19 protein-coding genes and 1 pseudogene are annotated in these 26,531 nt (G+C 64.7%); 7 read left to right on the forward strand and 13 right to left on the reverse strand.

Going from position 1 to position 26,531, the window contains the following annotated elements; genetic code table 11:
* Positions 1 to 101: 101 nt before the first annotated feature.
* Positions 102 to 671 (forward strand): nucleotidyltransferase family protein, encoded by a 570-nt coding sequence (locus QX071_RS00440; protein WP_315702804.1) that lies wholly within the window; start codon positions 102 to 104, stop codon positions 669 to 671.
* Between the two features lie 511 nt (positions 672 to 1,182).
* On the opposite strand, the gene QX071_RS00445 is transcribed toward QX071_RS00440, so the two are convergent.
* The 3 genes from QX071_RS00445 to QX071_RS00455 form a co-directional block, all read right to left on the reverse strand.
* Positions 1,183 to 1,827, reverse strand: a complete 645-nt coding sequence (locus tag QX071_RS00445) for a PAN domain-containing protein (protein WP_315702803.1) — start codon at positions 1,825 to 1,827, stop codon at positions 1,183 to 1,185.
* A 268-nt stretch (positions 1,828 to 2,095) separates the two neighbouring features.
* Entirely contained in the window at positions 2,096 to 3,466 is a 1,371-nt protein-coding gene (locus tag QX071_RS00450; RefSeq protein ID WP_315702802.1) for a glutamate--cysteine ligase, read from the reverse strand.
* A gap of 99 nt (positions 3,467 to 3,565) precedes the next feature.
* Entirely contained in the window at positions 3,566 to 4,054 is a 489-nt protein-coding gene (locus QX071_RS00455) for a MarR family winged helix-turn-helix transcriptional regulator (RefSeq protein WP_315702801.1), read from the reverse strand.
* Positions 4,055 to 4,197: 143 nt separating this feature from the next.
* Here QX071_RS00455 and gstA point away from each other — a divergent pair.
* A pseudogene (gene gstA / locus QX071_RS00460) lies at positions 4,198 to 4,809 on the forward strand (glutathione transferase GstA); the annotation flags it as partial.
* Between the two features lie 320 nt (positions 4,810 to 5,129).
* Here gstA and QX071_RS00465 read toward each other — a convergent pair.
* The 4 genes from QX071_RS00465 to QX071_RS00480 form a co-directional block, all read right to left on the reverse strand.
* Positions 5,130 to 7,343, reverse strand: coding sequence for a 3-hydroxyacyl-CoA dehydrogenase NAD-binding domain-containing protein (locus tag QX071_RS00465; protein ID WP_315702800.1), 2,214 nt, complete (start codon positions 7,341 to 7,343; stop codon positions 5,130 to 5,132).
* A 170-nt stretch (positions 7,344 to 7,513) separates the two neighbouring features.
* Positions 7,514 to 8,722, reverse strand: coding sequence for an acetyl-CoA C-acetyltransferase (locus QX071_RS00470; protein ID WP_315702799.1), 1,209 nt, complete (start codon positions 8,720 to 8,722; stop codon positions 7,514 to 7,516).
* A 104-nt stretch (positions 8,723 to 8,826) separates the two neighbouring features.
* Entirely contained in the window at positions 8,827 to 10,617 is a 1,791-nt protein-coding gene (locus QX071_RS00475; protein WP_315702798.1) for an acyl-CoA dehydrogenase C-terminal domain-containing protein, read from the reverse strand.
* 134 nt (positions 10,618 to 10,751) lie between these two features.
* A complete protein-coding gene (locus tag QX071_RS00480; RefSeq protein WP_315702797.1) occupies positions 10,752 to 11,147 on the reverse strand; it encodes a nuclear transport factor 2 family protein in 396 nt (131 codons plus the stop codon).
* A 137-nt stretch (positions 11,148 to 11,284) separates the two neighbouring features.
* Between QX071_RS00480 and QX071_RS00485 the strand changes: the two genes are divergently transcribed.
* The 4 genes from QX071_RS00485 (at position 11,285) to QX071_RS00500 (ending at position 17,612) form a co-directional block, all read left to right on the forward strand.
* On the forward strand, positions 11,285 to 11,866 hold the full coding sequence (locus tag QX071_RS00485) for a PadR family transcriptional regulator (protein WP_315702796.1): 582 nt from the start codon (positions 11,285 to 11,287) through the stop codon (positions 11,864 to 11,866).
* A gap of 191 nt (positions 11,867 to 12,057) precedes the next feature.
* Positions 12,058 to 15,540: a hypothetical protein gene (locus tag QX071_RS00490; protein ID WP_315702795.1), complete on the forward strand. Its 3,483-nt coding sequence runs from the start codon at positions 12,058 to 12,060 to the stop codon at positions 15,538 to 15,540.
* Positions 15,541 to 15,906: 366 nt separating this feature from the next.
* The gene (locus QX071_RS00495) at positions 15,907 to 16,833 is read left to right on the forward strand and encodes a sulfite exporter TauE/SafE family protein (RefSeq protein WP_315702794.1); all 927 of its coding nucleotides are present in this window, start codon (positions 15,907 to 15,909) and stop codon (positions 16,831 to 16,833) included.
* Entirely contained in the window at positions 16,830 to 17,612 is a 783-nt protein-coding gene (locus QX071_RS00500; protein ID WP_409977458.1) for a TIGR02186 family protein, read from the forward strand. Before QX071_RS00495 ends, QX071_RS00500 begins: the two co-directional genes overlap by 4 nt.
* A 63-nt stretch (positions 17,613 to 17,675) precedes the next feature.
* Here the strand turns inward: QX071_RS00500 and QX071_RS00505 are convergent, their stop codons facing one another.
* Positions 17,676 to 18,437 carry an MBL fold metallo-hydrolase gene (locus QX071_RS00505; RefSeq protein ID WP_315702793.1) on the reverse strand — a complete coding sequence of 254 codons (762 nt, stop codon included), beginning with the start codon at positions 18,435 to 18,437 and terminating at the stop codon, positions 17,676 to 17,678.
* Positions 18,434 to 19,366 carry a DMT family transporter gene (locus tag QX071_RS00510; protein ID WP_315702792.1) on the reverse strand — a complete coding sequence of 311 codons (933 nt, stop codon included), beginning with the start codon at positions 19,364 to 19,366 and terminating at the stop codon, positions 18,434 to 18,436. Before QX071_RS00510 ends, QX071_RS00505 begins: the two co-directional genes overlap by 4 nt.
* A 96-nt stretch (positions 19,367 to 19,462) precedes the next feature.
* On the opposite strand from QX071_RS00510, the gene QX071_RS00515 reads away from it, so the two are divergent.
* On the forward strand, positions 19,463 to 20,329 hold the full coding sequence (locus QX071_RS00515) for a LysR family transcriptional regulator (RefSeq protein WP_315702791.1): 867 nt from the start codon (positions 19,463 to 19,465) through the stop codon (positions 20,327 to 20,329).
* Between the two features lie 184 nt (positions 20,330 to 20,513).
* Here the strand turns inward: QX071_RS00515 and pdeM are convergent, their stop codons facing one another.
* The 4 genes from pdeM to QX071_RS00535 form a co-directional block, all read right to left on the reverse strand.
* On the reverse strand, positions 20,514 to 21,209 hold the full coding sequence (gene pdeM / locus QX071_RS00520; RefSeq protein WP_315702790.1) for a ligase-associated DNA damage response endonuclease PdeM: 696 nt from the start codon (positions 21,207 to 21,209) through the stop codon (positions 20,514 to 20,516).
* Positions 21,210 to 21,383: 174 nt separating this feature from the next.
* Complete coding sequence (locus tag QX071_RS00525) at positions 21,384 to 24,068, reverse strand: ligase-associated DNA damage response DEXH box helicase (protein ID WP_315702789.1); 2,685 nt, start codon at positions 24,066 to 24,068, stop codon at positions 21,384 to 21,386.
* A gap of 187 nt (positions 24,069 to 24,255) precedes the next feature.
* Positions 24,256 to 25,485, reverse strand: coding sequence for an ABC transporter substrate-binding protein (locus tag QX071_RS00530; RefSeq protein WP_315702788.1), 1,230 nt, complete (start codon positions 25,483 to 25,485; stop codon positions 24,256 to 24,258).
* Between the two features lie 114 nt (positions 25,486 to 25,599).
* On the reverse strand, positions 25,600 to 26,526 hold the full coding sequence (locus tag QX071_RS00535) for a class I SAM-dependent DNA methyltransferase (RefSeq protein ID WP_315702787.1): 927 nt from the start codon (positions 26,524 to 26,526) through the stop codon (positions 25,600 to 25,602).
* Between the last annotated feature and the right edge of the window lie 5 nt (positions 26,527 to 26,531).

The raw sequence follows: 26,531 nt of genomic DNA on the forward strand, positions 1-26,531 counted from the left end.
CGTCAAGAACCATCAACTCCCCGCGGTCATTCCGGGGCGTCCGCAGGGCGAACCCGGAATGACGCCCTCACGAGCAGTGCGGAGCCGAGAGTCGCGCAATCATGAACAGCGACGACTTCCTCGCCCTCGCGCTGCGCAATCCGGTCAACGACCGAATTGCACAAGAGCTCTCCGCTCTCGCCTTGCCTGACGCCTGGATCGTCGCGGGCTGCCTGACGCAGACGGTGTGGAATACGCTGACCGGACGGCCGCTCGGTCACGGCATCAGCGATTACGACATCTTCTACTTCGATCCCGACACCTCGTGGGAGACCGAGGATGCCGTGATCCGGAAGGTGCAGGCGCGATTGTGCGGGCTTGATTCCAGGATCGAGATCCGCAATCAGGCGCGCGTGCACCTGTGGTATCCCGACAAGCACGGCCAGCCCTATCCCGCGCTGACGCGCTCGCGCGAGGGCATCGACCGGTTTCTCACCGTCAACACACAAGTCGGCATTCGTCCAAGCGGCAACGGTCACGAGATCTATGCGCCGAAAGGCTTCGACGACATCGCTGCGATGATCGTACGGCCGAACCGCACCGCGAATTTTTCCGCCGCCAACTACACGGCCAAGGCGGCGCGCTGGAAAGCGCTGTGGCCTGAGATCACAGTGATCGCGGCGGAGGAATAACCTGCCGCGATGTAGCGCGGTAGGGTGGGCAAAGCGTAGTGTGGCTACCATTCACGACCCGAATGAAGTCGGTGGGCACGGCCTCCCCTCCCCCTACGGGTCAGGACGATCGCATATGGCTGGAAATAGCTTTGGGCAGTCTTCTCTGCGGCCATCCTTCGAAACGCCCGCCTAAGGCGGGCTCCTCAGGATGAGGCCTTTTTCGTGGTGGAATCGTTGACCCTCATGGTGAGGGCGCGGCAAAGCCGCGCGTCTCGAACCATGAGGCCCGCCCCTGCTTGACGCCATCTGCGATCGCCCTGCCCTGCGGGTGGCGGATGCAACGTCGAACGCGCCTTTGCCCACCCTACTGGCGCCAAATTCCCAGGCGTCATCGTCCGCGAAGGCGGACGAGCCACTGTGCTGCGGCTTTTGCAAACGCTGCGGTCGCTGAACACTGGATCCCCCGGTCAAGCCGGGCGATGACAGCGAGAATGGGATGCGGCGAGCCGGTCGAGTCCCAATCGCGCACCTACCGCACCACGCCGGACGTGAAGCCAGCCTTGCGGCGTGGTGGCTTGATTTCTTTCTTCAGGAAGCAATGGGCGTCCTTGCCGGCATAGCCGGGACGCGCGAAAGTCCAGACGCGGCACTTGTTGTCGCCAGTGCAGGCGGCCTTGCAGATGTCCTCCGCGTCAGCCGCCTTTTCGACCTTCTTGTCTTTTTCCTTGTCTTTATCGGCGGTCTTTTCGGCGCCTTTGGGCTCGGTGGTCTTGATCTCGAAGCTGCGATAGTCGCCGCCGGGACGGTCGATCGAGGTCTCGACCGCATCGTTCCTGATCTCAACCACGCCGGCGCCGCGCACGCCCGAGACGCAGCAATTGTCCGGTACACGCGGCGGCACGCTGTTCTTCAGCCAGCACACCGCCCCCGCTTCCATCACCGTCGGGTAGGTGAAGCTCCAGGCGCGGCAACGCCGGTCATGCTCGCACAGCAACGCGCAATCCGCGGGGTCGCCGGAGGAAATCGGCGCGCTCATATAGTCGCCGCCGGGCCGGTCGGAATAGGTTTGCGACAACGCCGAAGATGTGGGCGCGACAAAGAGCAGGCACGCCAGGAGCTTCAGGCATGCCGTGATGAAGCGCCCTGCGCCACTCCGCTGATGTGTCCGGCCCATTGCTTACGCTTGAGTTTCTCGAGCAGCCATTTGATCGCCACGAACCTGTATGGCGGATGAACGGGGCTGACACGTTTAGACACGTGCGGCGATCAGCACGGCAAGCCAGACTGCCGGTCAGGATGTTTATCTCCCCCTGGAATGGGCGGGCCAGCACGAGCGCCGGCAGGGCGATCAATGATCGATCTTGCTGAAGATGGCCCCCAGCCCTTCCCCTTTCAGAAGAAGGGAGCCGCAGCCGTTGTACAGCCCAGCATTGTCCTCAGCGTCAGAATGCGTACTCGGCATAGGCGGGCTCGACCGAACCCTGCCAGGAGCCGTTGAACTTCTCGAGCATCTCTTCGGCGGGCGAACGGCCGCAATCGATGATCTGGTCGAGCGGCTCAAGATAGCGGCTTTCGTCGCGGCCGAGATGGTCGATGCGGCCGCGCCGGCGCAGGCCGAGATGCGCCAGGGTCAGGCATTCCCTCGCGATCTCGAACACGTAGCGGTCGCGGATGCGCGCCTTGAAGCCGAGCCGTGGGACGTCATCGCGAAGGTGCTGGCGCTCGAACGCGCTCCAATCCTTGACGATGTCCCAGGCCGCATCGAGGCTCACATCATCATAGAGCAGCCCGACCCAGAAGGCCGGCAGCGCCGGCAGCCGTCCCCACGGCACGCCATCCGCCCCGCGCATCTCGAGGTACCGCTTGAGCCGCACCTCGGGAAAGATCGTCGAGAGATGATTGGCCCAATCCGACAAGGTCGGGCGCTCGCCCGGCATGGCCGGGTTCTTGCCCGCGAAGAAGTCGCGGAACGAGGTGCCGGAAACGTCGATGTAATCTTCCTCGCGTTTGACGAAATACATCGGCACGTCGAGTGCATAATCGACCCAGCGCTCGAAGCCCATGCCGTCCTCGAACGCCCAGGGGATCATGCCGGCGCGGGCGTTGTCGGTGTCGCGCCAGATCTCGGAGCGGAACGACAGAAAGCCGTTCGGCTTGCCTTCGGTGAACGGCGAGTTGGCGAACAGCGCGGTCGCAATCGGCTGCAGGGCGACCGAGACCCGCAGCTTCTTGACCATGTCGGCTTCCGAGGAAAAGTCGAGATTGGTCTGCACCGTGCAGGTCCGGTACATCATGTCGATGCCGTAGCGGCCGACCTTCGGCATGTAGCCGGTCATGATCTTGTAGCGGCCCTTGGGCATCACCGGGATCTCGGCGCGCGACCAGGACGGCGTCATGCCGAGACCGAGAAAGCCGATGCCGAGCGGCGTTGCGACCTCCCGCACTTGTGCGAGATGCGCCATCAGCTCCGCTTGCGTCTGGTGCACGTTCTCGACCGGTGCGCCGGAGAGCTCGAACTGGCCGCCAGGTTCGAGCGAGATCGCGCCGCCGCCGGTCACGTCATAGAGGCCGATGATATTGCCGCGCTCCATGATCGGCTCCCAGCCGAGCAGGAGCTTCATGCCTTCGAGCAGCGCGCTGATGCCGCGTGCGCCCTCGTAAGGCACCGGGCGATGGCCGTCGAGCGTGAACGGCGTCTTCTCGTGCTCAGTCCCGATCCGGAATGCGGATGGAGGTTTCACGCCGGCTTCCAGCCACGCGACGAGCTCGTCGCGGGATTGCAGTGGGGTCATATCGATCTGGTCACGCGCCATGCGGGTCCCGGTTCAGAAAAGCGCATCGATGATCGCGCGCGGTGACAGGAAAATCCGCGGCCCCCGCGGGGACCACGGACGTGGAGAACAATGGAGAGCTCATCGGGCCGACGCGCTTTCTCCGGCAGACAATTGTGGAGCCTGGCCGCAGGAGCAGCCGAGGCGGTCGAGCAGCGCACAGAGCTTGACGGCGTCCGCATCCGACAATTTCGAGCCGACATGCTTCTCGATCGCCGCCGAATACGCTGCCCACATCCGCTTCTGCAGCTCGCGCCCGGCCTCGGTAATCTCGATGAACTGGCCACGCTTGTCGATCTTGCATTCGCGCCGCACCGCTAGCCCCTCATCGACCAGCCGGTCAATCAGCCGCGAGGTCGAATATTGCGGGATCAGCATCTGCCGCTCCAGCTCCACCGGGCGCAGCTCGCCGGACGGTGCCCGCGACAATTCCAACAGCGCGTCATACCAGGCGAGCGGCGGAAAGCCCGCCTTTTTCAGGTCCTGCTCGACCGCGGCCAGCACCCGGCTCTGGACCCGCATCAGGCGGATCCAGGCGCCGGTCGCCTCGGTCGATGGTTTGCGTTTCATGGTCGGGCTCGCATCCTATCCCCACACCTTACCGCACTGAATGCAGCTGCATCAATCTTGACTATTCCATGCACTTGCATTTAATTCCGGCGCCTCGCTTATCAACCAAAATCGTGAACACGGTTCTCACGGAGGAATCGCCGATGAAACTCTACTACTCCCCGGGCGCCTGCTCGCTGTCCCCCCATATCGCACTGCTTGAAGCAGGCCTTCCTTACGAACTGGTCAAGGTCGATCTTCGCGCCAAGAAACTGGAAAATGGCGACGATTACTGGAAGGTCAATCCGAAGGGCCAGGTCCCGGCGCTCGCGCTCGATAGCGGCGAGCTGGTCACCGAAGGGCCGGTGATCGTGCAGACGATCGCGGACCGCGCCAAGGACAGGGCGCTTGCGCCCGCCCCGGGCAGCGCCGAGCGTTACAAGCTCTTGGAATGGCTGAACTTCATCACCTCCGAGCTGCACAAGAATTTCAGCCCGCTATTCCAGCCGGCCTTTTCCGACGAGGTCAAGGCGTTCTTCAGGGACCGGCTGATGGGCAAGTTCAAATATGTCGACAGCCAGCTTGCCGGCCACGACTACCTCATGGGTAAGGACTTCACCGTCGCCGACGGCTATCTGTTCACGATGCTGGCTTGGGCGGAACGGATGAATTTCGACCTCACCGGCCTGCCCAATCTTACCGCCTACAAGGCCCGCGTTGGCGCGCGGCCGAAGGTGCAGGAGGCGCTGGCCAAGGGAAGGACTGCTGAAGGTCGCGTGAGTTCTGCGGACTCCCGCTTCTTACAAGCCGACGGCGGTAGGTTCCCCTCCCGCCTTGCGGGCGATCGGGAAAAGCGCGACCGACGATCCCTCCCGCGGCCGTCCTTCGAGACTCTCGCCTCCGGCGAGCTCCTCGGGGACGACGCCTTATTTTGTCACAAAATAGCAGACCCTCATGGTGAGGGCGCGGCGAAGCCGCGCGTCTCGAACCATGAGGCCATGCCCCTGCTTGACGCCATAGGCGATAGCCCTCCCCGCAACGGGGAGGGGAGTTCGCGGTCATGCGGTGCTATCGAGCTCGCCTCACGCGCGCCGCGTCAAGCCGCCGCCTTCTTCGGCGGGAAGCGGCCATAGAAGGTCTCGCCCTTCTCTGCCATCTCCTCCAGCAACTTCGGGGGCGTGAAGCGCGGGCCGTATTTGGCTGCGAATTTGTGGCACAGCGCGACGAAGGTCTTGGTTCCCATGAAGTCGATATACGACAGCGTGCCGCCGGTGAACGGCGCGAAGCCGAACCCTAAGATCGAGCCGACATCCGCTTCGCGCATATCGGTGATGACATGGTCCTCGACCGTGCGCGCAGCTTCGACCGCCTGCACCACCAGGAAGCGCTGCTTCAGTTCCTCGACATCGAGCGTATCGGGATCGAGGTGCTTGGGCTGCAGCTTCGGCAGCTCCGGCCACAGGCTCTTCTGGCCCTTGCCCTTCTCGGGATAGTCGTAAAAGCCCTTGCCGTTCTTGCGGCCGAAGCGGCCCAGCTTCTCGACCAGCTCGACCATCAGCTTCTTGTGGTCCTGGTTGATCGCGTTCGCGCCGAGATCAGCCTCGGTCGCCTTCATGATCTTCAGGCCGAGATCGAGCGCGACCTCGTCCGACAGTGACAGCGGACCAACCGGCATGCCCGCCATCTTGGCGGCGTTCTCGATCATGGCCGGCGGCACGCCCTCCAGGAACATCTCGTTGCCTTCGGCGATGTAGCGCATCACGCAGCGGTTGGCGAAGAAGCCGCGGGAGTCGTTGACCACGATCGGCGTCTTGCCGATGACGCGGACATAATCCAGCGCGGTCGCCAGCGCGACGTCGCCGGTATTCTTGCCTACGATGATCTCGACCAGCATCATCTTCTCGACCGGCGAGAAGAAGTGAATGCCGATGAAGCGGCCCTGGTCCTTGAACTCCTCGGCCAGCGAGTTGATCGGCAGGGTCGAGGTGTTGGAAGCGAAGATCGCGCCTTCTTTCAGCAGCGGCTGCGCCTTGGCGTAGGTCTCGGCCTTGACCTTGCGGTCCTCGAACACGGCCTCGATCACGAGATCGCAATCCTTCAGCACCGCGTAATCGGCCGTCGCTGTGATCCGGCCCAGGATGGCCTCGGCCTCGCCCGGCTTGGCGCGGCCCTTCTTGACGAGATCATCGATAACGCTCTTCGCATGCGCCTTGCCCTTGTCGGCGCTCTCCTGGTCGCGATCGATCAGCACGACCTCAAGCCCGGCGCGGGCCGAGACATAGCCGACGGAGGCGCCCATGAATCCGGCGCCGATCACGGCGAGCTTCTTGATCTTGGTCGGCGCCACGCCTGCCGGCCGGCGCGCGCCCTTGTTCAATTCCTGCATCGACAGGAACAGGCTGCGGATCATTGCCGCCGCTTCCTTCGAACGCAGGATGTGGGCGAAGTAACGCGACTCGACGCGCAGTGCGGCGTCGATGGGCAGCTGCAGGCCTTCATACACGCAGCTCATGATCGCGCGCGCGGCCGGATAGTTGTCGTAGGTCTCGCGGCGATAGATCGCGTTGCCGGCCGGGAACATCATCATGCCCGCCTTGGAGAACACGGGACCGCCGGGCAGCTTAAAGCCCTTTTCGTCCCAGGGCTGAACAGCCTTGCCGCCACCCTTGATCCAATCCTTCGCCGCCTTGATGAGATCGGCGGCCGGCACGACCGCGTCGACCAGCTTCAGGGCCTTGGCCTTGTCGAGCGTGAGCGCCTCGCCTTTCAGAAGCAGGTTCATCGCGTCCTGCGGCTGCACGATGCGCGGCACGCGCTGGGTGCCGCCGGCGCCCGGAAACAGGCCGACCTTGATCTCGGGCAGGCCGAGCCGGGTCTTCGGGTTCTCAGCCGCAACGCGATAATGGCATGACAGGGTCAGCTCGAAGCCGCCGCCAAGCGCAAGCCCGTTGATCGCGGCGACCCACGGCTTACCCGAAGTTTCCATGGCGCGATAGATCAGCGAAAAGCGGCGGCTGTTATCGAACAGCATCTGGTTGGCCGCTTCCTCGCCCTTGCTCTTCAGCAGATCGACATAGGCGCGGTTCATGCCTTCCAGCATCGACAGATCGGCGCCGGCGCAGAACGCCTCCTTGGCCGAGGTGATGACGACGCCCTTGATCGCCGCGTCCGCGGTGGTGTCCTTGACGATGGTCTCGAGCTCGATCGCCGAGGTCTCGTCCAGCACGTTCATCGAACGTCCGGGAATATCCCAGGTGACGAGCGCAATGCCGTCGGCGTCGGTCTCGACTTTGAAATTCTTGAAGGCCATTTGGTGCTCCCAGATATGAGAAGGGCGCGCTGGTACAGCATCAGCCCGGGGGGAAATTCCTCTCCCCTCCCCCTTGCGGGGAGGGGTTGGGGGTGGGGGTCCTCACGGGCAGAGGAGCGCTTGGCACCCCCCTCCCCGACCCTCCCCCGCAAGGGGGAGGGAGCCCACCGTCACACCCGCTCGATGATGGTCGCGGTGCCCATGCCGCCGCCGATGCACAGCGTGACCAGCGCGGTTGCCTTGTTGGTGCGCTCCAATTCGTCGAGTACGGTACCGAGGATCATCGCGCCGGTCGCGCCGAGCGGATGGCCGAGCGCGATGGCGCCGCCGTTGACGTTGATCTTCGAATTGTCGATCTCGAACGCCTGGATGTAGCGCAGCACCACTGAAGCAAAGGCCTCGTTGAGCTCGAACAGGTCGATGTCCGACGTCTTCATGCCGGACCGCTCGAACAGCTTGTTGGTGACGTCGACCGGGCCGGTCAGCATCATCGCCGGCTCCGAGCCGATATTGGCGAAGGCACGGATCTTGGCGCGCGCCTTCAGGCCATATTTCGCCCCCGCCTCCTTGCTGCCGAGCAGCACGGCGCCGGCGCCGTCGACGATGCCCGATGAGTTGCCGGCATGATGCACGTAGTTGACGCGCTCGATCTCCGGATGGGACTGGATCGCGACCGCGTCGAAGCCGCCCATCTGCGCCATCTGCACGAATGACGGCTGCAGCTGCGCCAAGGTCTGCATCGTGGTCGAGGGGCGCATGTGCTCGTCCTTGGCGAGGATCGTGAGCCCGTTGATATCCTTCACCGGCACCACTGACTTGTCGAACCGGCCCTCATCCCAGGCCTTGGCCGCGCGCTGCTGGCTCTGCACCGCATAGGCATCCACGTCGTCGCGCGAGAAGCCGTATTTGGTGGCGATCAGGTCGGCCGAGACGCCCTGCGGCATGAAATAGGCGGGCACCGCGATGGAGGGGTCCATTGGCCAGGCGCCGCCGGAGGCGCCGATGCCGACGCGGCTCATGGATTCGGCGCCGCCGCCGATCACGAGATCATGCTGGCCACTCATGATCTGCGCGGCGGCGAAGTTCACGGCATCGAGGCCGGAGGCACAGAAGCGGCTGATCTGCACGCCCGGCACTGCGTCGCCGAGCCCTGCGTTGAGCGCGGCGAAACGAGCGATGTCGGAGCCGGCCTCGCCCACCGGGTCCACGACGCCGAGCACGACGTCATCGACACAATCCTCCGGCAGGTTGTTGCGCTCCTTCAATGCCTTCAGCGGCACGCTGGCGAGCCCCAGCGCCGTGACCTCATGCAACGCGCCGTCCGGCTTGCCACGGCCGCGCGGGGTGCGAACGTGGTCGTAGATATAGGCCTCAGGCATCACGCCCTCCTGATATTATGATGATCGTCATTTATAGCAGACTTTACGGCGGACTGGCTCCGGCAGACCGGCATGGCAGGCCAGCCAAACCGGCCCTCAGTCCGTCAGAACGCCTCCGCCGGAAGCTCCATGATGATCGCGCAGCCGGACTGAATCCGCGCCAGATGCGCTGCCGTTTCCGGCAGCACGCGCTCCATGAAGAAGCGGCCGGTGGTGAGCTTGGTGGACAGATATGCGGTCGTGCCCGAGGCCGCAATCTTGTCTTGCGCGACCTTGGCCATCTTCGCCCACATATAGGCGAAGGTGACGAGGCCGAAGAGATGAAGATAATCGGTGGCCGCCGCGCCTGCATTGTCCGGCTTGGTCATCGCGTTCTGCATCAGCCAGGTCGTCGCCTGCTGCAGATGCCCGAGCGCGGTCGAGAGCGGCGCGACGAACGGCTGCATCGCCTCGTCGGCGCCATGCTCCCTGGCGAAGGAGCCGACCTCGGCGAAGAACGCCATCACCGCGCGGCCGCCGTCGCGCGGCAACTTGCGGCCGACAAGATCGAGCGCCTGAATGCCGTTGGCGCCCTCGTAGATCATCGCGATGCGCGCATCACGGACGAACTGCTCCATGCCGTGCTCGGCGATGTAACCATGACCGCCGAACATCTGCTGCGCCTGCACCGCATTGGCAAAGCCCATGTCGGTCATGTAGCCCTTCATGACCGGGGTCATCAGGCCCATGTGGTCGTCGGCGGCCTGGCGGTCCTTCGGATCCTGCGAGCGATGCGCGACGTCGCTCTTCAGCGACGTCCAGATCACCATCGCACGTGCCGCCTCGTTGAAGGCGCGGATGGTCAGCAGCGTGCGGCGCACGTCCGGATGCACGATGATCGGATCCGCCGGCTTGTCGGCAGCTTTCGCGCCGGTGAGCGAGCGGCCCTGGATGCGTTCGCGCGCATAGGCCGCAGCGTTCTGATAGGCGACCTCCGACTGCGCAAGACCCTGGACGGCGACGCCGAGCCGGGCCTCGTTCATCATCACGAACATGCCCTGCATGCCCTTGTTCTCTTCACCGATCAGCCAGCCGGTGGCGTTGTCGTAGTTCATCACACAGGTCGAATTGCCGTGGATGCCCATCTTGTGCTCGATCGAGCCGCAGGCGACGCCGTTACGCGCGCCCACCGATCCATCGGGATTGACCAGGAATTTCGGCACGACGAACAGCGAGACGCCCTTGATGCCGGCGGGCGCGCCTTCGATGCGGGCGAGCACCAGATGGATGATGTTGTCCGCCAAGTCATGCTCACCGGCGGAGATGAAGATCTTGGTGCCCGTGATCTTGAAGCTGCCGTCGGCCTGGCGCACCGCCTTGGTGCGGAGCAGACCGAGATCGGTGCCGCAATGCGGCTCCGTCAGGTTCATGGTGCCGGTCCATTCGCCCGCCACCATCTTCGGCACATAGGTCTTCTTCTGCTCCTCGTTGCCATGCACGATCAGCGCTGCGGTCGCGCCCATGGTGAGGCCGCCATACATCGAGAAGGCCATGTTGGCGGAGCACTGGAATTCGTTGACGGCCTGGCTCAAGGTCACCGGCAGGCCCTGGCCGCCATACTCCGTCGGGGCGGAAAGCCCGAGCCAGCCGCCTTCGGCGACCTGCTTGTAGGCGTCCTTGAAGCCCTTCGGCGTGGTGACGCTGCCGTCGTCATGGCGCTTGCAGCCCTCGGTGTCGCCGCTGCGATTGAGCGGCTGCAGCACTTCTTCCGCGAGCTTGGCGGCCTCGCCGATGATCGCATCGCGGACGTCTGCCGAAGCGTCCGAGAAGCCGGGTAGATTGTCATAACGGTCGATCTGGAAAACGTCGTTGAGCAGGAAGCTCACATCGTCCACGGGGGCTTTGTAGATCGGCATCTCTGGGTCTCCGACAGGCGGGCTATGGCGGGCTTCAGTTGGTTTCGGATGCTGCGATTATGGATGGCCGGCAGCAGACTGTAGCGATTTCAGGCTGACAGCGGCAGCCGTTGCTTTGTGGTGCTTTGGCGCAGTCACGCCTTTTGCGCGTTCTGCAATTGCTCTCCCATCAGGCGGTGCAACAAGTTGATCGCCTTCAAGGGGCGGACCATCACCTTGAAATGGGTGATGCGATCATCGGCGTCGAAGGTGATGATGTCGACGCCGTTGAGTTTGACGCCCTCGATCTCATTCTCGAATTCGAGCACCGCTCCGGTCGCGCTGCGCCATTCGCCGACATAGGTGAAGCCGGGGCCGCCTAAGACTTTCTCAGCACTCGTCAGATATTTGAACGTGATGTCGCGTCCGCGCTGGGGCGTATGGACGACCGGACTCTCGAACACCGCGTCCGGATGCAGCAATTCCCACAGCGCGCTCGCGTCGTGAGACTTCATGTAGCCGTACCATTTCGCAAGGCCGGTCGTTGTCATGTGGCGTCTCCTCGAGACGGCGCGCGCCAAAAGCGCTGTCACCCCATATGCACATTGACGCATATGCGCCGTTGTGCATAATGTCAAGCGTGCAGCCGGGTAGGACGCGATCAGAAAAAAGGGAGCAGTTTCCGGCCATGGCTCTTGGCGACGCCATCCTCGCATGCCTGACCGAACATCCGATGACGGGCTATGAGCTCGCCAAGACGTTCGATTCCTCGATCGGATTTTTCTGGAAGACCGACCACCAGCAGATCTATCGCGAGCTCTCGCGCTTGCGCGACCGTGGTTACATCCAGGGCCGCGAGGTGGTGCAGACGGGAAAGCCGAACAAGCTGGTCTATACGCTTACCCCCGAGGGCCGCACCGCGTTCCGGCACTGGGCGGCGCGGCCGAGCACGCCGGCCTCGATCAAGGATGATCTCTTGATCCGGCTCTATGCACTCGGCGCCGCCGATGTCGAGCCGTTGCGCGCTGATCTGATGGCGCGCCTGGAGCACCATCGCGATCGCGCCGATCGCTACGACCGCATCCTGAAGAAGCGCTTTCCCGACGGCACGGCTGCGCCGTCCGATCTCGGCAAGCTTCTGAACCTTCGGCTCGGGCTGCGCCATGAGCGCATGGTCGCCGAGTGGTGCGAAGAGGCGATCACTGCCCTGTCTGCGATTGCGAGCGCCGTGGTGCCGCTCGATCCGGATGCGCGCAAAACCACGGGTTAAGCTATTTCCGCGTGCGGCTGCGAACTTTTAGCGAGGCAGGGCCGCCGGACTTAACGCGTTATTTACCGTAAAAGTCAAATGTCTGGAACTGGAGCAGACGACCTTCGTGGATTCCGATCATCTTGACGCCGGGACGCGTGGGGAGGCTGGAGGCGCTGGGTGGAGCGCCGGTAGCGGAACCGGACGAGAGCATGAATTCGCGCGTATCGTGGAGTAGTGAGGGCATCGACCCGTCCGTTCGTGAAAGGGCCGAAGCCGCGGCGCAACGCGCCGGCCTGTCGCTCAACGACTGGATCAACTCGACACTTGGTGCATCCGCACCGCCGGATTTCCGCCGCCCGCAGGACCCTCGCGCGATCGCAACGGCACGCGAAACCCGCGAGCGTGAGACCCGCGAGGTCGCCGACATCCACCAGCGGCTCGACTCGATCGCGCGGCAGATCGAGCAGATGTCACGTCCTGCCGCCCGCAAGGACAATCTGCGCGACGAGCAAGGGGTCGCACGACAGCTCAACGACGCGATCTCGCGGCTCGATGCGCGGCTGTCGCAGATTTCGACGCCGCTGCGCAAGCCGGCGACGGAGGAACATTATCAGGGCCCTGACGGCGTCGAGCGCGCGGCTGCGCAGCTCTATCGCCATCCGATGCCGCTGAGCCCGGCCTCGCTCGATATGGCGGTGGCCGAGATCAGCGCCCGGCAGAGCGAGCTCGATAATGCGTCGGCTTCGCCGCGCTCGCTCCCACCGCATCATGCGCCCCCCACCGCGCCGGTGATGGCTCCCGCTGCGGCCCCGGTGATGACGCCAGCTGTGGCCCCCTCGCCGGCCCCGGACTATTCCTCGCTCGAACGCCAGCTTCTGAAGATCACCAGCCAGATCGAGGCACTGCAGCGCCCCGACGATGGCCTCGAGCAATCGATCGCAGCGTTTCGCAACGAACTTTCCGAGATCCGCCATGCCATCACCGAGGCGATGCCGCGGCAGGCGATCGAGACCATCGAGAACGAGATCCGCTCGCTGTCGCGCCGCATCGATGAGAACCGGCAGAGCGGCGTCGACGGCCAGGCGCTTGCGGGCATCGAACGGACGCTCAAGGACATCCGCGAGGTGGTCGGCTCGCTCACGCCGGCCGAGCAGCTGACCGGCTATGCCGAGGCGATCCACAATCTCGGCGCCAAGCTCGATCTGATCCTGCGCACCAATGACGATCCCGCGACCGTGCAGCAGCTGGAGAGCGCGATCGCCGCTCTGCGCGCCATCGTCGCCAATATCGCCTCCAATGATGCACTGGAGCGTCTGTCGGAAGATCTGAGGCTGTTGTCCTCCAAGGTCGATCAGGTGACCGAGGCGCGCGACAACCGCGATTCCTTTGCCGCGCTTGAACAACGCATCGCAGCCCTTACCGCGACCCTCGAAAGCCGCGAGCGGACAGCGGCTCCCGCGGAGAACACGGCACAGATCGAAGAAGCGTTGCGCGGGCTGTCCGACCGGATCGACCGCCTGCAGGTCGGCAGCGACAGCGCATCGGCCCTTACGCATCTCGAACAGCGCATCTCGTATCTCTTGGAGCGCCTGGAGGCCGCGAACGATCCGCGCAGCGGCAACATGTCCCGCGTCGAGAACGGGCTCCAGGACATCCTGCGCTATCTCGAGCGCCAGCAGGCGACGTTTGCGGCCCTTTCCGAAGCAAGGTCGCAGCGCAGCGAGGCTGCATCGGACAATGGACTGATCGACCTGGTCAAGCGCGAGCTGTCCGATCTCCGCTTCAGCCAGACCGAGACCGACCGCCACACCCAGGGTTCGTTGGAAGCGGTTCACAACACGCTCGGTCATGTGGTGGATCGGCTGGCGACGATCGAAGGCGATCTGCGCAACGTGCGTGCGGCTCCCGCGCAACCAGCATCGCCGCCGCTGGTGCCGCAAATGGCGGCGCCCGAGCCGCAGGCGGATGGGTACAAGCCGGCGTCCTTCGAACGCGGCAAACCGGAGTCCTACCGGCCGGAACTGCCAAACCCGGCGGCGCAGACCGGTGCGCTGGATGCGAACGAGACTGCGCGGCAGGGTGCAAACCAAGCGATCTTTGCCGCGGCGCCGCGCGATTTCCACGCGGCCGCTGCGCCCGCCTCCGCCCTCACGCCGCCGATTCCGCCCAAGGCGATCGCCGATATCCTGGAGCCGCATACGGCGCAGGCGCCGCGTCCTGCGGCCATGCTGCCCGAACTGCCGCCGGATCATCCCCTGGAGCCGGGCACGCGGCCTCCCGGTCGGACATCACCAGCCGAACGCATTGCGGCCTCGGAAAGCGCGCTCGGCGATCTTCCGGTCGGCAAGCGCGAACCGGTCTCGACCTCGAGCTTCATCGCTGCGGCGCGCCGCGCAGCGCAAGCCGCTGCCGCTCAGCCGGCCGAGAGCAAAAAGCCCGCCGAGAAGAAGAAAAAGGACAAGGTCAAGGAGGCCGCCAAGCCGGCGCCGAAGGCGAAGGAGCAGGCGGCCGTCATCGTCGGCCCGGAGGTCGAGGAGGAAGCCTCCACGCTCGGCGCCAAGATCCGCTCGCTCCTCGTCGGGGCCAGCGTCGTCGTGATCGTGCTCGGCACCTTCAAGCTCGCCATGTCGCTGCTCGACAGCGGCAGCACACCGCCGCCGGCTCCCCCGATCGAAAGCCAAACCCAGAGCCAGAACGAGGCACAGCCGCCGCGGATGCCGCCAGCCGCGCTGGCGAGGCCTGCCGCGCCGGACCAAACGACCCCGTCGCTGACGTCACCCACTCCCATCGACCGGCAGTCCTATAATCGCGCAATGCCGAGCGAGGCAGAGACGATCGCGATGCTGGCGATCCCGCAGGATCAGGACAAATCCGCGGCCCCGCCGCCCGCGGCAAGCGACATCACCGGCACGATCCCGACGGCCGGCAATGGCCAGGGCCTCGGCACGATCCAGGTGCCGCCGACCGAGCGGCTGCCGGACACGATCGGCGGTCCCGTGCTGCGCAACGCCGCCCTGAAGGGCGATCCGGCCGCGGCCTACGAGGTCGCCGTGCGGTTTGCCGAAGGCAAGGGCGTGCCGTCGAATTTCGACGAGTCCGCGAAGTGGTATGACCGCGCAGCGCAGGCCGGACTGATCCCGGCGGTCTTCCGGCTCGGCACCCTCTACGAGAAGGGCCTTGGCGTGAAGAAGGATGTCGACATCGCGCGCCGCTATTACGTGGTTGCTGCCGAGCGCGGCAACGCCAAGGCGATGCACAATCTTGCGGTGCTGGACGCCGATGGCGGCGGCAAGGGCGCAAACTACAAGAGTGCCTCGCAATGGTTCCGGAAAGCCGCCGAGCGTGGCGTCGCCGACAGCCAGTTCAATCTCGGTATCCTCTATGCCCGCGGCATCGGCGTGGAGCAGAACCTCGCCGAATCCTACAAATGGTTCAGCCTGGCGGCCGCACAGGGCGATGCCGATGCCGGCCGCAAACGCGACGATGTCGCAAAGCGCCTCGACCCGCAGTCGCTGGCTGCCGCAAAGCTGGCCATCCAGACCTTCACCGCCGAGCCGCAGCCGGATGATGCAGTCAATGTGCCTGCACCTGCCGGCGGCTGGGATGCCCCGCCTGCGCAGACGACCACCAAGCCTGCGGCCAAGGCAGCCCCCGCCAAGCATGTGACGACGACGGCAGCCGCTTCGCGTTGATTTCCGGCGTGAGCACAAAGCCGGCGATGTCATCCATTGTCCTCGCCCGGAGACAATCCGGGCTGGGGCTTGTTCGTACGTGAGACCATCCGCGCCTGCCCTTGCACATGCGCGAAGCGCGAGCGCTGGATGAACCTCGCGCTGCGGCCGGCGTCACAAATGTGATGGCCGCCGCCGTACGTCTCTCCATCTTTGATTAGGCCGGAAGAGGAATCCCCGACCTCGCGGCAAAAAAGCCGCAAGGGGGGGATTTCATGTCCCGCCGCCTGCGCATTTCGGCTATTCAAGGAGCACAAGAGTCACGCGCGTGAGCGGCGGGCTGCTCGCGCGAAAAGAGCCACGAGTCCCGACCACGAGCTGACGCGCGTGCAGATCTATCTCCCGATCGCCGATATCCCGGTCAACATCTTCCTGCTGCTCGCCATGGGCGCGGCGGTCGGCTTCGTCTCCGGCATGTTCGGCATCGGCGGCGGCTTCCTGATGACCCCGCTCTTGATCTTCGTCGGCATCACACCGGGCGTTGCCGTCGCCTCGGTGTCCAGCCACATCGCCGCATCATCCTTTTCCGGCGCGCTCTCCTATTGGCGGCGGCGGGCGATCGATCCGTCACTGGCCTCGGTGCTCCTGGTCGGCGGCGCGATCGGCACAGCGCTCGGGGTCTCCACCTTCACGCTGTTGCGCGCCCTCGGCCAACTCGACCTGATGATCGCGCTTTCCTATGTCGCTCTGCTCACATCGGTCGGCGGGGTGATGGTCTGGGAGGGCGTGCGTGCCTTGCTGCGCACGCGCCGCGGCGAGTTCGTCGCGGTACGACGGCCGGGCAGCCATGTCTGGATCCACGGGCTGCCCCTGAAGATGCGGTTCAAGCGCTCCAAGATCTATGTCTCGGTCATTCCCGTCATCGTCATCGGCGTCATCATCGGCTTTCTCGGCGCGGTAATGGGCATCGGCGGCGGCTTCATCCTGGTGCCGCTCCTGATCTATCTGCTGCGGGTGCCGACCTCGACCGTGATCGGCACCTCGATGGTGCTCACGCTCGCGACCATGCTCATCGCAACCATGCTGCACGCAATCAGCAATCATCTGGTCGATGCCGTGCTGGCCCTGATCCTGATGGTCGGCGGCGTCACCGGCGCGCAATTCGGAGCCCGCGCCGGCCAGATGATCCGCAGCGAGCAACTGCGTCTGCTGCTCGGGCTGTTGATTCTCGCGGTCGGTATCCGCTTTGCCGTCGAACTCGTGATCCGGCCCGAAGACCTGTTCACGATCCGCGAGACGGGAGTGAGCGAATGAGCGCGCGCCGGCTCATTGCAGGCATGGCACTGGCCCTTGCGCTCAGTGCCACTGCTCCTGCACGAGCCGAGCGACTGATCGTCTCGGTGTCGAATCACCGGGTCACCGTGACGCCGAACTACGCCGGCGAGGAGCTGGTGCTGTTCGGCTCGGTCGAAAAGGATGCGCAGACGCCGTCGATGCGGGCGAGCTACGATCTGGTCGTGACCGTGCTCGGACCGCGCGCCGACATGGTGACGCGGCGCAAGGAACGCAAATTCGGCATCTGGATCAACACCGACTCGCGGCAGTTTCTGAAAGTCCCCGGCTATCTCGCGCTGTTCGCCAACCGGTCTTTCGAGGCGATCGCGCCGCCCGAGGTGCAGCGCCGGCAGCAGCTTGGACTCAACAATGTGCTGCTGACCCAGCGGGTGGGTCCGGATTATGCCGACGTGGTACCGAACGATGCCTTCCGCAGCGCTTTCGTGCGGCTGCAGTCGCAGCATGGCCTCTATCGCGAGGATACTTCGGCCGTTACCTTCCTGACGCCGACCTTGTTCCGAACCGGCATTCCGCTGCCGGCCGCCGTGCCGATCGGCACCTATGAGGTGGAGATCAAGCTGTTCGCCAACGGCACTTTCATCAGCAAGACCGAAACCGCGTTCGAAATCGTCAAGATCGGCTTCGAACAGTTCGTGGCGACCACGGCGCGGCAAAATGGCTTGATTTATGGCCTCGTCACGACAGCCATGGCGCTGATGACCGGATGGATGGCGTCGATCGTATTCAGGCGCGATTGATCCTGTCCATCGTTGCCAGCGAGGCTTCGTCGCTGACGCTCCTCGACATGACGGAATCGACCACTACACCTCGATCGCGGTCCGCACCCCCGGCTCCAGCAGCTTCAACCGCGGGCCGAAGCCGAGTGCATCGAAGGTGGCTCGCAGGTCCTGCGCGCTCTGCCGGAAATGCGCCCAGCCGTCGGTGTGAACGGGCACGATCAGCGCGTCGGGAAAGACGCGTGCCGTCTCGATCGTGTCGTTGGTATCCATCGTCAGATGAAACGGCCCGCGGGTCTGCGCCGCGCCCGCGAACGGCAGCACCACACCCGCCTTGAAGCGACGCGCGACTTCGGCAACTCCGTCATAGAACACCGTGTCGCCGCTGACATAGATCGGTGCGCTTTGCTGCGGCTGCAGCACGAAGCCGATGACGTCGCCGGCGAACGGCTCGATACCGGCCGGACCGTGACGCGCTGGCGTCGCGGTGACCGTCAGCGTCTTGCCCTCCTTGGTGAGTTGCGTCGTTGCCCAGGGCGCAAGCCCCTCCGCATGACCTTCCAGCCGCTTGGCGCCGATCTCCGTGGTCAGCACCCGGGCTGCTCGCCTGAGAAAATCGCGGCCACCATGATCGAGATTGTCCGAATGCTGGTCATGGCTCAACAGCACCGCATCGATCTCACCGACCGTATCAGGCCCGAGCGCCGGACCGATCAGCTTCTCCAGCTTCACGTGAGGCAGTTGATAACTGCCCGGCTGGTCGAAGGTCGGATCGGTGAGAAGGCGAAAGCCGTCGATCTCGATCAAGGCGGTCGGGCCGCCGATCAGCGTGATGGAAAGGTTCATGCTTTGACTCCCACAGCTTGGACCGCCCGAGCCGGCGCGCGCGTCACCAGATAGATGCCGAGCGCGACGGGAACGACGCCGAACAGATCCTGCAACGCGACGTGCTCCCCGAGCACGAGGAAGGCGAAGATCATCGCCAGGGGCGGCATCAGGAAGTGATAGGCGCTGGCGGCGATCGCGCCACACACTTTCAGGAGATGGAACCACAGCACATAGGCGAGGATTGATCCGCCGAAGACGAGGAAGGCGAAAGCGCCGATCAGCTGCGGGTTCAGCGTGACCGCATCCGCGCTGGAAAAGGCATACGCAAACGGCCACAGCACGATGCCGGCCGAAAGGTTCTGAATGCCGTTGCCGATCCACAGGCTTCCCTTCGGCGCGAGCTGCTTGAACAGGATGGTGCCGGATACGATCGAGGCCAGCGCAGCCAAAGTGTAGAGGATGCCGTCAAGCTGGTCGGTGCCGACCGACATCCGGTGCCAGACGATCATGGCGACGCCGACGATGCCGAGCGTGAGGCCTGCGACCTTGCGCCAGGTGAGTGCCTCGCCGAGCAACAGTGCGGCGAATACAGCGGTGAACACTGGATTGGCCGATACGATGAGGCCGCCGAGCCCGGCCGAGACCGTCTTCAGGCCGGTATAGCCGAGACCGAGATAGAGCGCGTTGTTGGCGATGCCGATCACGGCGAACACGATCGCATCGCGCCAGGACATCGCCCAGGCGTCGCGGCGGATGGCCGAAACCACCAGAATCAAGATGCCGGCCAGAGAGAACCGCGCGGCCAGCAGCAGCAGCGGCGGGCAATAGGTCACGCCGATCTTGCCGGCGACGAAGGCAAAGCTCCAGAGCAGGCAGAACAGGCCGATCTCGACCGGCAGGTAATTCAACCCAGAGCGCGAGATGGGAACCGAGGGGGCAAGCGACACCGGCATTCTCCTTTACCCACCCATGTACGGCCGCCGCTTCCCATTTGGAAATTAAATGATAAACTTAACTCCAGTGGTTTTTTGAATGGGGCAGATATGCTCGATCTCGACCTGCTTCGCAGCTTCGTCTCGGTGGTGGAAGCCGGCGGCTTCACCCGGGCGAGCGAGCGCGTCCACCGCACCCAATCGACCGTCAGCCAGCAGATCAAACGCCTAGAGGAGGATCTCGGCCAGATCCTGCTCAACCGCAACGGCAAGGACGTCACCCCGACCGAAGCCGGCGAACGGCTGCTGTCCTACGCGCGGCGGCTGCTGGCGCTGGCCGAAGAGGCCCGCGACGTGGTCGGGCGGCCGGGGGCCGATGGCGCGGTGAAGCTCGGCATCCCCGAGGATTTCGCCGCCTACCGGTTGGCGAGGCTGCTGGCCTCGTTTTCCCGCGCGCATCCTCACCTGCGGCTCGACGTACGGGCCGACCAGAGCCTCTATCTGAAACGCGATCTCGAGCGCGGCGATCTCGATCTCGCGCTGCTCAAGCGCAGCGCCGACGACGAAAGGGCGGCGATCGCGGCCTGGCCGGAAGAGGTCTACTGGGTGACGAGCAAGGGCCACCCGGTCGACCTCGACAGCCCGTCGCTGCCGCTGATTGGGTTCCCGCCCGGCTGCCTTTATCGCAGGCGCGCCATCCACGCGCTCGAAACCGCCGGCCGCGCCTGGCACATGGCCTATACGTCGTCGAGCTTGGCCGGCATCCAGGCCGCGGTCGCCGCCGGTCTCGGCTTGGGCATTCTCAGCGACATGTCGGTGCAAGCCGACCATCGCGTGCTCACCACCAAGGAAGGCTTCGCGCCGATCGAGCACACCGAACTCGCGCTGGTCGCCTCGCCCGATGCGAGCTCGGCGACCTTGCGTTTGGCTGAGCGGCTGGCGGAGTTCTGCGACAAGGCCCAGGCCAAGGCGGCGTAGGCCGTTGCCGACGATCGCGAGCGTCGCGCCCCACGGACAGTAAGTTCCCTCTCCCGCTTGCGGGGGAGGGTTAGGGAGGGGGCCGTCACACGAGCGGTGCTAGTGGCGCCCCCACTCCGACTCTCCCCCGCAAGCGGGGGAGAGGGCGCACCGGATTCGCGGGCGCTTACGATAAACCCTAATTCTAATAGCACCGCGCCGCGGCGATGCTGTGCAGCCTGGTGTCGCCGAGCACATGGGCGATGAAGGATCGCTTCGGAAAAATCTTTGCAAATGCCGCGTCGCGCACGCTCAGGCCGCCGGCATAGGCGCCGAAGGCCGGCATCACCGCGCGCTCGCCGTCGGAGACGAAGCAACGCCGCTCCACGCTGCGCGCCCGAGTCGCCACGCGTGCCTTGGGATGCAGGTGCCCCGCGATCTCGCCTCGCGCGCCGGTCGGCTCGTGGCGGAAGGTCACTGCGCCGATCGCGATTTCATCCGCCACACTGCCGCCGACATCGCGCGGCGAAGGATCGTGATTACCCGCAATCCAGAGCCAGTCGCGCCCGACCTGCAGATCGGCGATCAAGGCGCGGTCATCGCTCGATAGCCGCATGTGCGCATCGCGATCATGAAAGCTGTCGCCGAGTGCGATCACGAGCTTCGGATTGTAGCGCGCAATCGCGCCAGCGAGCCGCGCGAGAGTGGCTGCGGTGTCGAAGGGCGGAAGCAAAGTGCCGCGCGCGGCGTAGCTTGAGCCTTTCTCCAGATGCAAATCGGAAACGACGAGCAGCCGCTCGTCGTCCCACCACAAGGCGCCGGAGAGATCGGCGAGCAGCGAGACGCCAGCGACATCCACTCTGCCGGAGGAAACAACCGGTCGAACCACAGAGTTCGTCATGGCCGGGCTTGGCCCGGCCATCCACGTCTTTGCTCGGCAAAGAAAGACGTGGATGCCCGGCACAAGGCCGGGCATGACGATGTGGATGAATTATCGCCCCGCAACTTCATTGTTCCCTGCCGTGCTTCTCCAACGGCTCTTTCGTGCCGCGAAGCGACGCTTGGAGCAATGCGCTTACCCCATCGCTTCCCTGACCAGTTCGTCGGCGGCTTCGGCCAGGAGCTCGTCGGCCGCCTCGCCATAGACCGACTCCCGGCCGATTTCCAGCATCACCGGCACTGCGAGCGGCGAAACGTGATCGAGTTCCCGATGGGTGATTCGCCCCTCGATGCGTTTGAGCATATCACCAAGCCGGCGCAGGTCGAGCAAGCCCGTCGCGGCATCGGCGCGCGCAGCCCGCAGCAGCACGTGATCCGGCTGATGCTTGCGCAGCACGTCATAGACGAGATCGGTCGAGAACAGCACCTGGCGTCGCGTCTTCTCCTCCGTGGTGGAGCGGCGCGCGATCAGGCCGGAAATGATCGCACACGATCGAAACGTGCGCTTCATGAGCGCCGATTCGGCAAGCCAGGCCTCGAGATCGTCGCCCAGCATGTCCGGATCGAACAAAGCGGCGAGATCGAGTCGGCCGTCGCGAACCATCAGCGACATGTCACCGAGCCCCCAGACCGCAAGCGCATATTCGTTGGCGACGAAGCCGAGCGGACGCACCCGCGCCCGCTCCAGCCGACGCGTCAGCAACATGCCGAGCGTCTGATGCGCGAGCCGGCCTTCGAAGGGATAGCAGACCAGGTAGTGCTTGTTGCCGCGTGGAAAGGTCTCGACCAGGAGCTCGCGTCGCGCCGGCACGCGCGAGACATCCTTCTGCAGCGAGAGCCAGTCGCGCACCTGCTCCGGCAACGCTCTCCACGAGCTGCTATCATCGAGCAGCCGGCGCACGCGATCGGCGAGATAGGTCGAGAGTGGAAACTTGCCGCCCATATAGGACGGCACCTTGGGATCGCTGTCATTGGCCCGGCTGACATAGACCTGATCCTCGACCAGCGCCTCGTAACGCACGATCTCGCCGCTGAACACAAAGGTGTCGCCGAAGGTGAGGCCTTCGATGAACGCCTCCTCGATCTCGCCAAGCAGTCGCCCGCCGCGCGCAATCGCGCTCGCCGAGCCGGCAGCGCCTCCGCGCGATCGCACCAGCCGTACCTTCAGCATCGCTTCTTCGACGATGGTGCCGACGTTCAGACGATAGCTCTGCCGCACCTTGGGATTGGCGACGCGCCAGCGACCCTGGCTGTCCTGCTTGATGCGCGCGAAGCGCTCATAGGTCTTGAGCGCGTAGCCGCCGGTGGAGACGAAATCGAGCACGTCGTCGAAATCACTGCGCGACAGCGCCGCATAGGGCACAGCCGTGATCACCTCCGAATAAAGCTCGTCGGCGAGAAACGGCTCAGCGCAGGCGCACCCCAGTACATGCTGCGCCAGCACGTCGAGGGCGCCGGTGCGCAACGGCGGCGTATCTTGGGCATTGTCGGCGATCGCATCGATCGCGACGCTGCATTCCAGCACCTCGAAGCGGTTGGCGGGCACCAGAACAGCGCGGGAGGCCTCGTCGAGCCGATGATTGGCGCGGCCGATTCGTTGCATCAGCCGCGAGCAGCCCTTCGGTGCGCCGACATTGATGACGAGATCGACGTCGCCCCAGTCGACGCCGAGATCGAGCGAGGAGGTACAGACCACGCCGCGCAACCTGCCGGCCGCCATCGCCTCCTCGACCTTGCGGCGCTGCGCGACGTCGAGCGAACCATGATGCAGCGCGATCGCAAGATTATCGTCATTCATGCGCCAGAATTCCTGGAACAGCATCTCGGCCTGGCTGCGGGTGTTGACGAAGATCAGCGTGGTCTTGTTGGCCTTGATCAGCTCGTACATCTCAGCCAGTGCGTGGCGCGCGCTGTGGCCGGCCCACGGCAGCCGCTCGCGCGTATCGAGCATCTGTACGACCGGCGGCGCGGCGCCGCCGGCGAGCACGACATCGGCGGCCTCGGACCTTCCGGCCGGCTGCGGCATAAGGAAGCGCGCCAGCTGCTCCGGTTCGGCCACCGTCGCCGACAGGCCGATCATGCGCAACTCAGGGGCAATCCGCCATAAGCGGGCGAGACCGAGCGACAGCAGGTCGCCCCGCTTGGACGTGACGAGCGCGTGCAGTTCGTCGAGCACGACTCGCCTGAGCGAGGAAAACAGATAGGGCGCGTCCGCCGACGATAGCAGCAGCGCCAGCTGCTCCGGCGTCGTCAGCAGGATGTCCGGCGGATAGCGGCGCTGGCGCTGCTTGCGCGAGGCCGGGGTATCGCCGGTGCGGGTCTCGACCTTGATCGGCAGGCCCATCTCGGCGATCGGAGTCTGCAGATTACGGGCGATGTCGACCGCAAGCGCCTTCAAAGGCGAGATATAGAGCGTATGCAGGCCGCTGCTACGGATGACACCGCGGCCGGTGCTCGTGACGCCTCCCCGCTCTTGAGAGCGAGAGCGAGCTTCGCTCGCCTCGGAGCCCACAAGGGGTGACGCAGCGGAAAGAGCAGGCTGTGCGGCGGGCGAGGCTGCGGCTCGGCGATCCGCTCGCGGGTCCAGCTCCACCAATGTCGGCAGAAATCCCGCCAGTGTCTTGCCGGCCCCCGTCGGCGCGATCAGGAGCGCCGAGCGGTTTGCGCGCGCCTTCTCCAGCAAGGCCAGCTGATGCGCGCGCGGCGCCCATCCGCGCGTCGCAAACCATTTCAGGAAATGGTCCGGCAACGGCGCGGCGGCGTCATCGGTCAGCACTGGTTTGACGCGGAGCGGCACCTGCAACAGGTAAGCCGTCCCCATGGTTTCGTCGAGGGCAGACTGGTCACGGTCTTCCGGGTCGCGTTTCGCGCTTTCCCCTCACCCTGAGGAGCTCACCAATTTGGCGGGCGTCAAGGGTGAGGCCGCATCGAGACCTCATGGTTCACGAGGCAATGCGCAGCATCGTCCGGAGACGCGCTGACGCGCTCCCCACCATGAGGATCACTCATTATTCCGTCACCGGCCTGTCCGAGATCTGCCAGTCCTTGCCGTCGAAGATGGAGATATAGAGCGTCTTCATCGGTGTGTAGTCGTCCGGCGTGTAGTCGTAATTGATGCCGTCGATGAAGAACGGCGAGTGGAATCCTGCCAGGGTCGAGGCCTGTTTCAGCACATTCTCGCGGGTCAGCGTCTCGCCGCAGCGGCGCAGGATCTCGGCCATCGTGGCCGCCTGGCCGTAGCCGGCATAGGCGATGGTGTTGTCGGGATCGATATTGGGCAGGTATTTGGCCCGCAGCGCCTCGAAGCCTTTCACCTCCGGATCGCCCTTCCAGCGCGGCACGCCGGCATCCTTGGAGTAGCGGATGGCGACGATACCGGCCGCGTTCTCGAAGCCGGCCGCGCTCAGGATGGAGCGTCCCGTCGAACCGGCCGACAGCAGTTGCAGCGGCTTCCAGCCGAGCTCAGCCACCTTGCGGATCGATTGCGACGTCGCCTTGCCGGTGGTGATGTTGTAGAAGACGTCCGCGCCCGATTTCGACAGGTTGATCAGCTGCGAATCGATGGTCGGATCGGTGAGATCATAGGTCTGCTCCATGATCACCTCCGCCTTGCCGCCGGCATCAGCCAGCACCTTCTTGAATGGCCCCAGAAAATCGCGGCCGAAATCATCGTTCTGATAGAGGATGCCGATCTTGGCTTCGGGCTTCACGCTGATCACGTGCCTGGCGAGGATGCGCGCTTCGGTCGGATAGAGCGGCAGCCCGGCCATGGTCCATTTGTAGTTCTTCGGATCGTTCCATTTCGAGGCGCCGGTGTTGAGCAGAAGCTGCGGCACGCCCTTGGCGTTGAGATATTTGTGCACGGCGGTCTGCGGTGCGGTGCCGAGCGAGCCGTACAGCGCCAGCACCTCCTCCTGCTCCACCAGCCGCCGCGTCGCCTCGACACATTTCGGGGCACTATAGGCATCGTCCATGGTGAGGAACTTGATCTTGCGACCGTTGATCCCGCCCTGTTCGTTCAGCATCTGAAAATAGGCTTCGCCGACGCGCCCAAGCACGCCGTACAGCGAGCCGGGTCCGGAATGCGGCACGGTCTGCCCGAGCCGGATCTCGGTGTCGCTGGCGCCAGCGTCGTATTTCTTCTCGGCAGCCCAGACGCAAGGGGCGGCAATGGTCGCAACACCAACGGCAGTAAGTGCGGTCGCGCAGAATTGGCGCCGTGTCTGACGATTTTTCATTTGTTGTGTCCTCCCTAGGCGCTCATCCTTCGACATCGGGAAGCACGCGGCAAGCATGAAGTTGCCGCACGTCGCAGAGTGCAGTGCGATCAACTCATGATGTCGCGCAACAACTCAAGCTTTCGTCGCGACCACAACGAGGCCGCGCACCGGCACTTGATCTTCCGTGCGCGGGCTCGCCGGCACGAGATGTGAAAGCGTCAATCCCGCTGACGCGGTCGCATTGCGGATATATTCCGCAGCGTGGGCATAACGCAGCCCACCGCCCATGATCACGCCATCCCCGTCGTGAGACTCGACGGTAAAGGCAAGCAGACCGCCGGGCATGAGCACGCGCTGCACCTGCTGCAGAACCGGCGCGAGCTCGCCGACATAGACCATCGCGTCGGCTGCGAGCACGAGATCGGCGCTTGCATCCCGCTGCCTTAGCAAGGCCGCGGTCATGTCATCGACGTCGAGCTCGGCATAGAGGCCGGTGGCTCGGGCCTGCTCGATCATGCCCGGAGACAGATCGACGCCGATGAACGTATCGACATTCTTGGCGAAAGCCGCAGCGCCGAGGCCGGTGCCACAGCCGAGATCCACGGCGCGTTTGAAAAAGGCGGTCTTCTTCTGCGCCGCGCGCACCGAAAGCACCGCCTTGAACAGGATCTCAGGCGCGCAGTAGTGCAGCCGCTCGATCAACTCCTGTTCGAAGCGCGGGGCATATTGATCGAACAGCGATTGCACATAGGCCTTGGGCATGTCCGAAAGCGGCTTGGCGCCAAGACGCATCAAGCGCACGCCGGCGCCGTGATGATCATCCGGATCGGCGACGCAGGCCTTCTGAAAGGCGGCGATCGCCGCATCGGCTTCGCCCATGTCGTCCCGGATTTCCCCCAATGCAAACCAGGCGGACGCGAAATTCGGCGCCACCTCGAGCGCCTGCTCCAGCACCTCGGCCGCGGCGGCGAGATCCCCCTTCAGCTGCAGGTCACGCGCGAATTCATAGCGGCGATCGGCGATCAGATCGCCGGAGGACAGGAACAAGCGGCCGGGCATGACGG

Origin of the sequence: Bradyrhizobium sp. SZCCHNS1022, assembly GCF_032484835.1 — a bacterium.
Classification (GTDB): domain Bacteria; phylum Pseudomonadota; class Alphaproteobacteria; order Rhizobiales; family Xanthobacteraceae; genus Bradyrhizobium.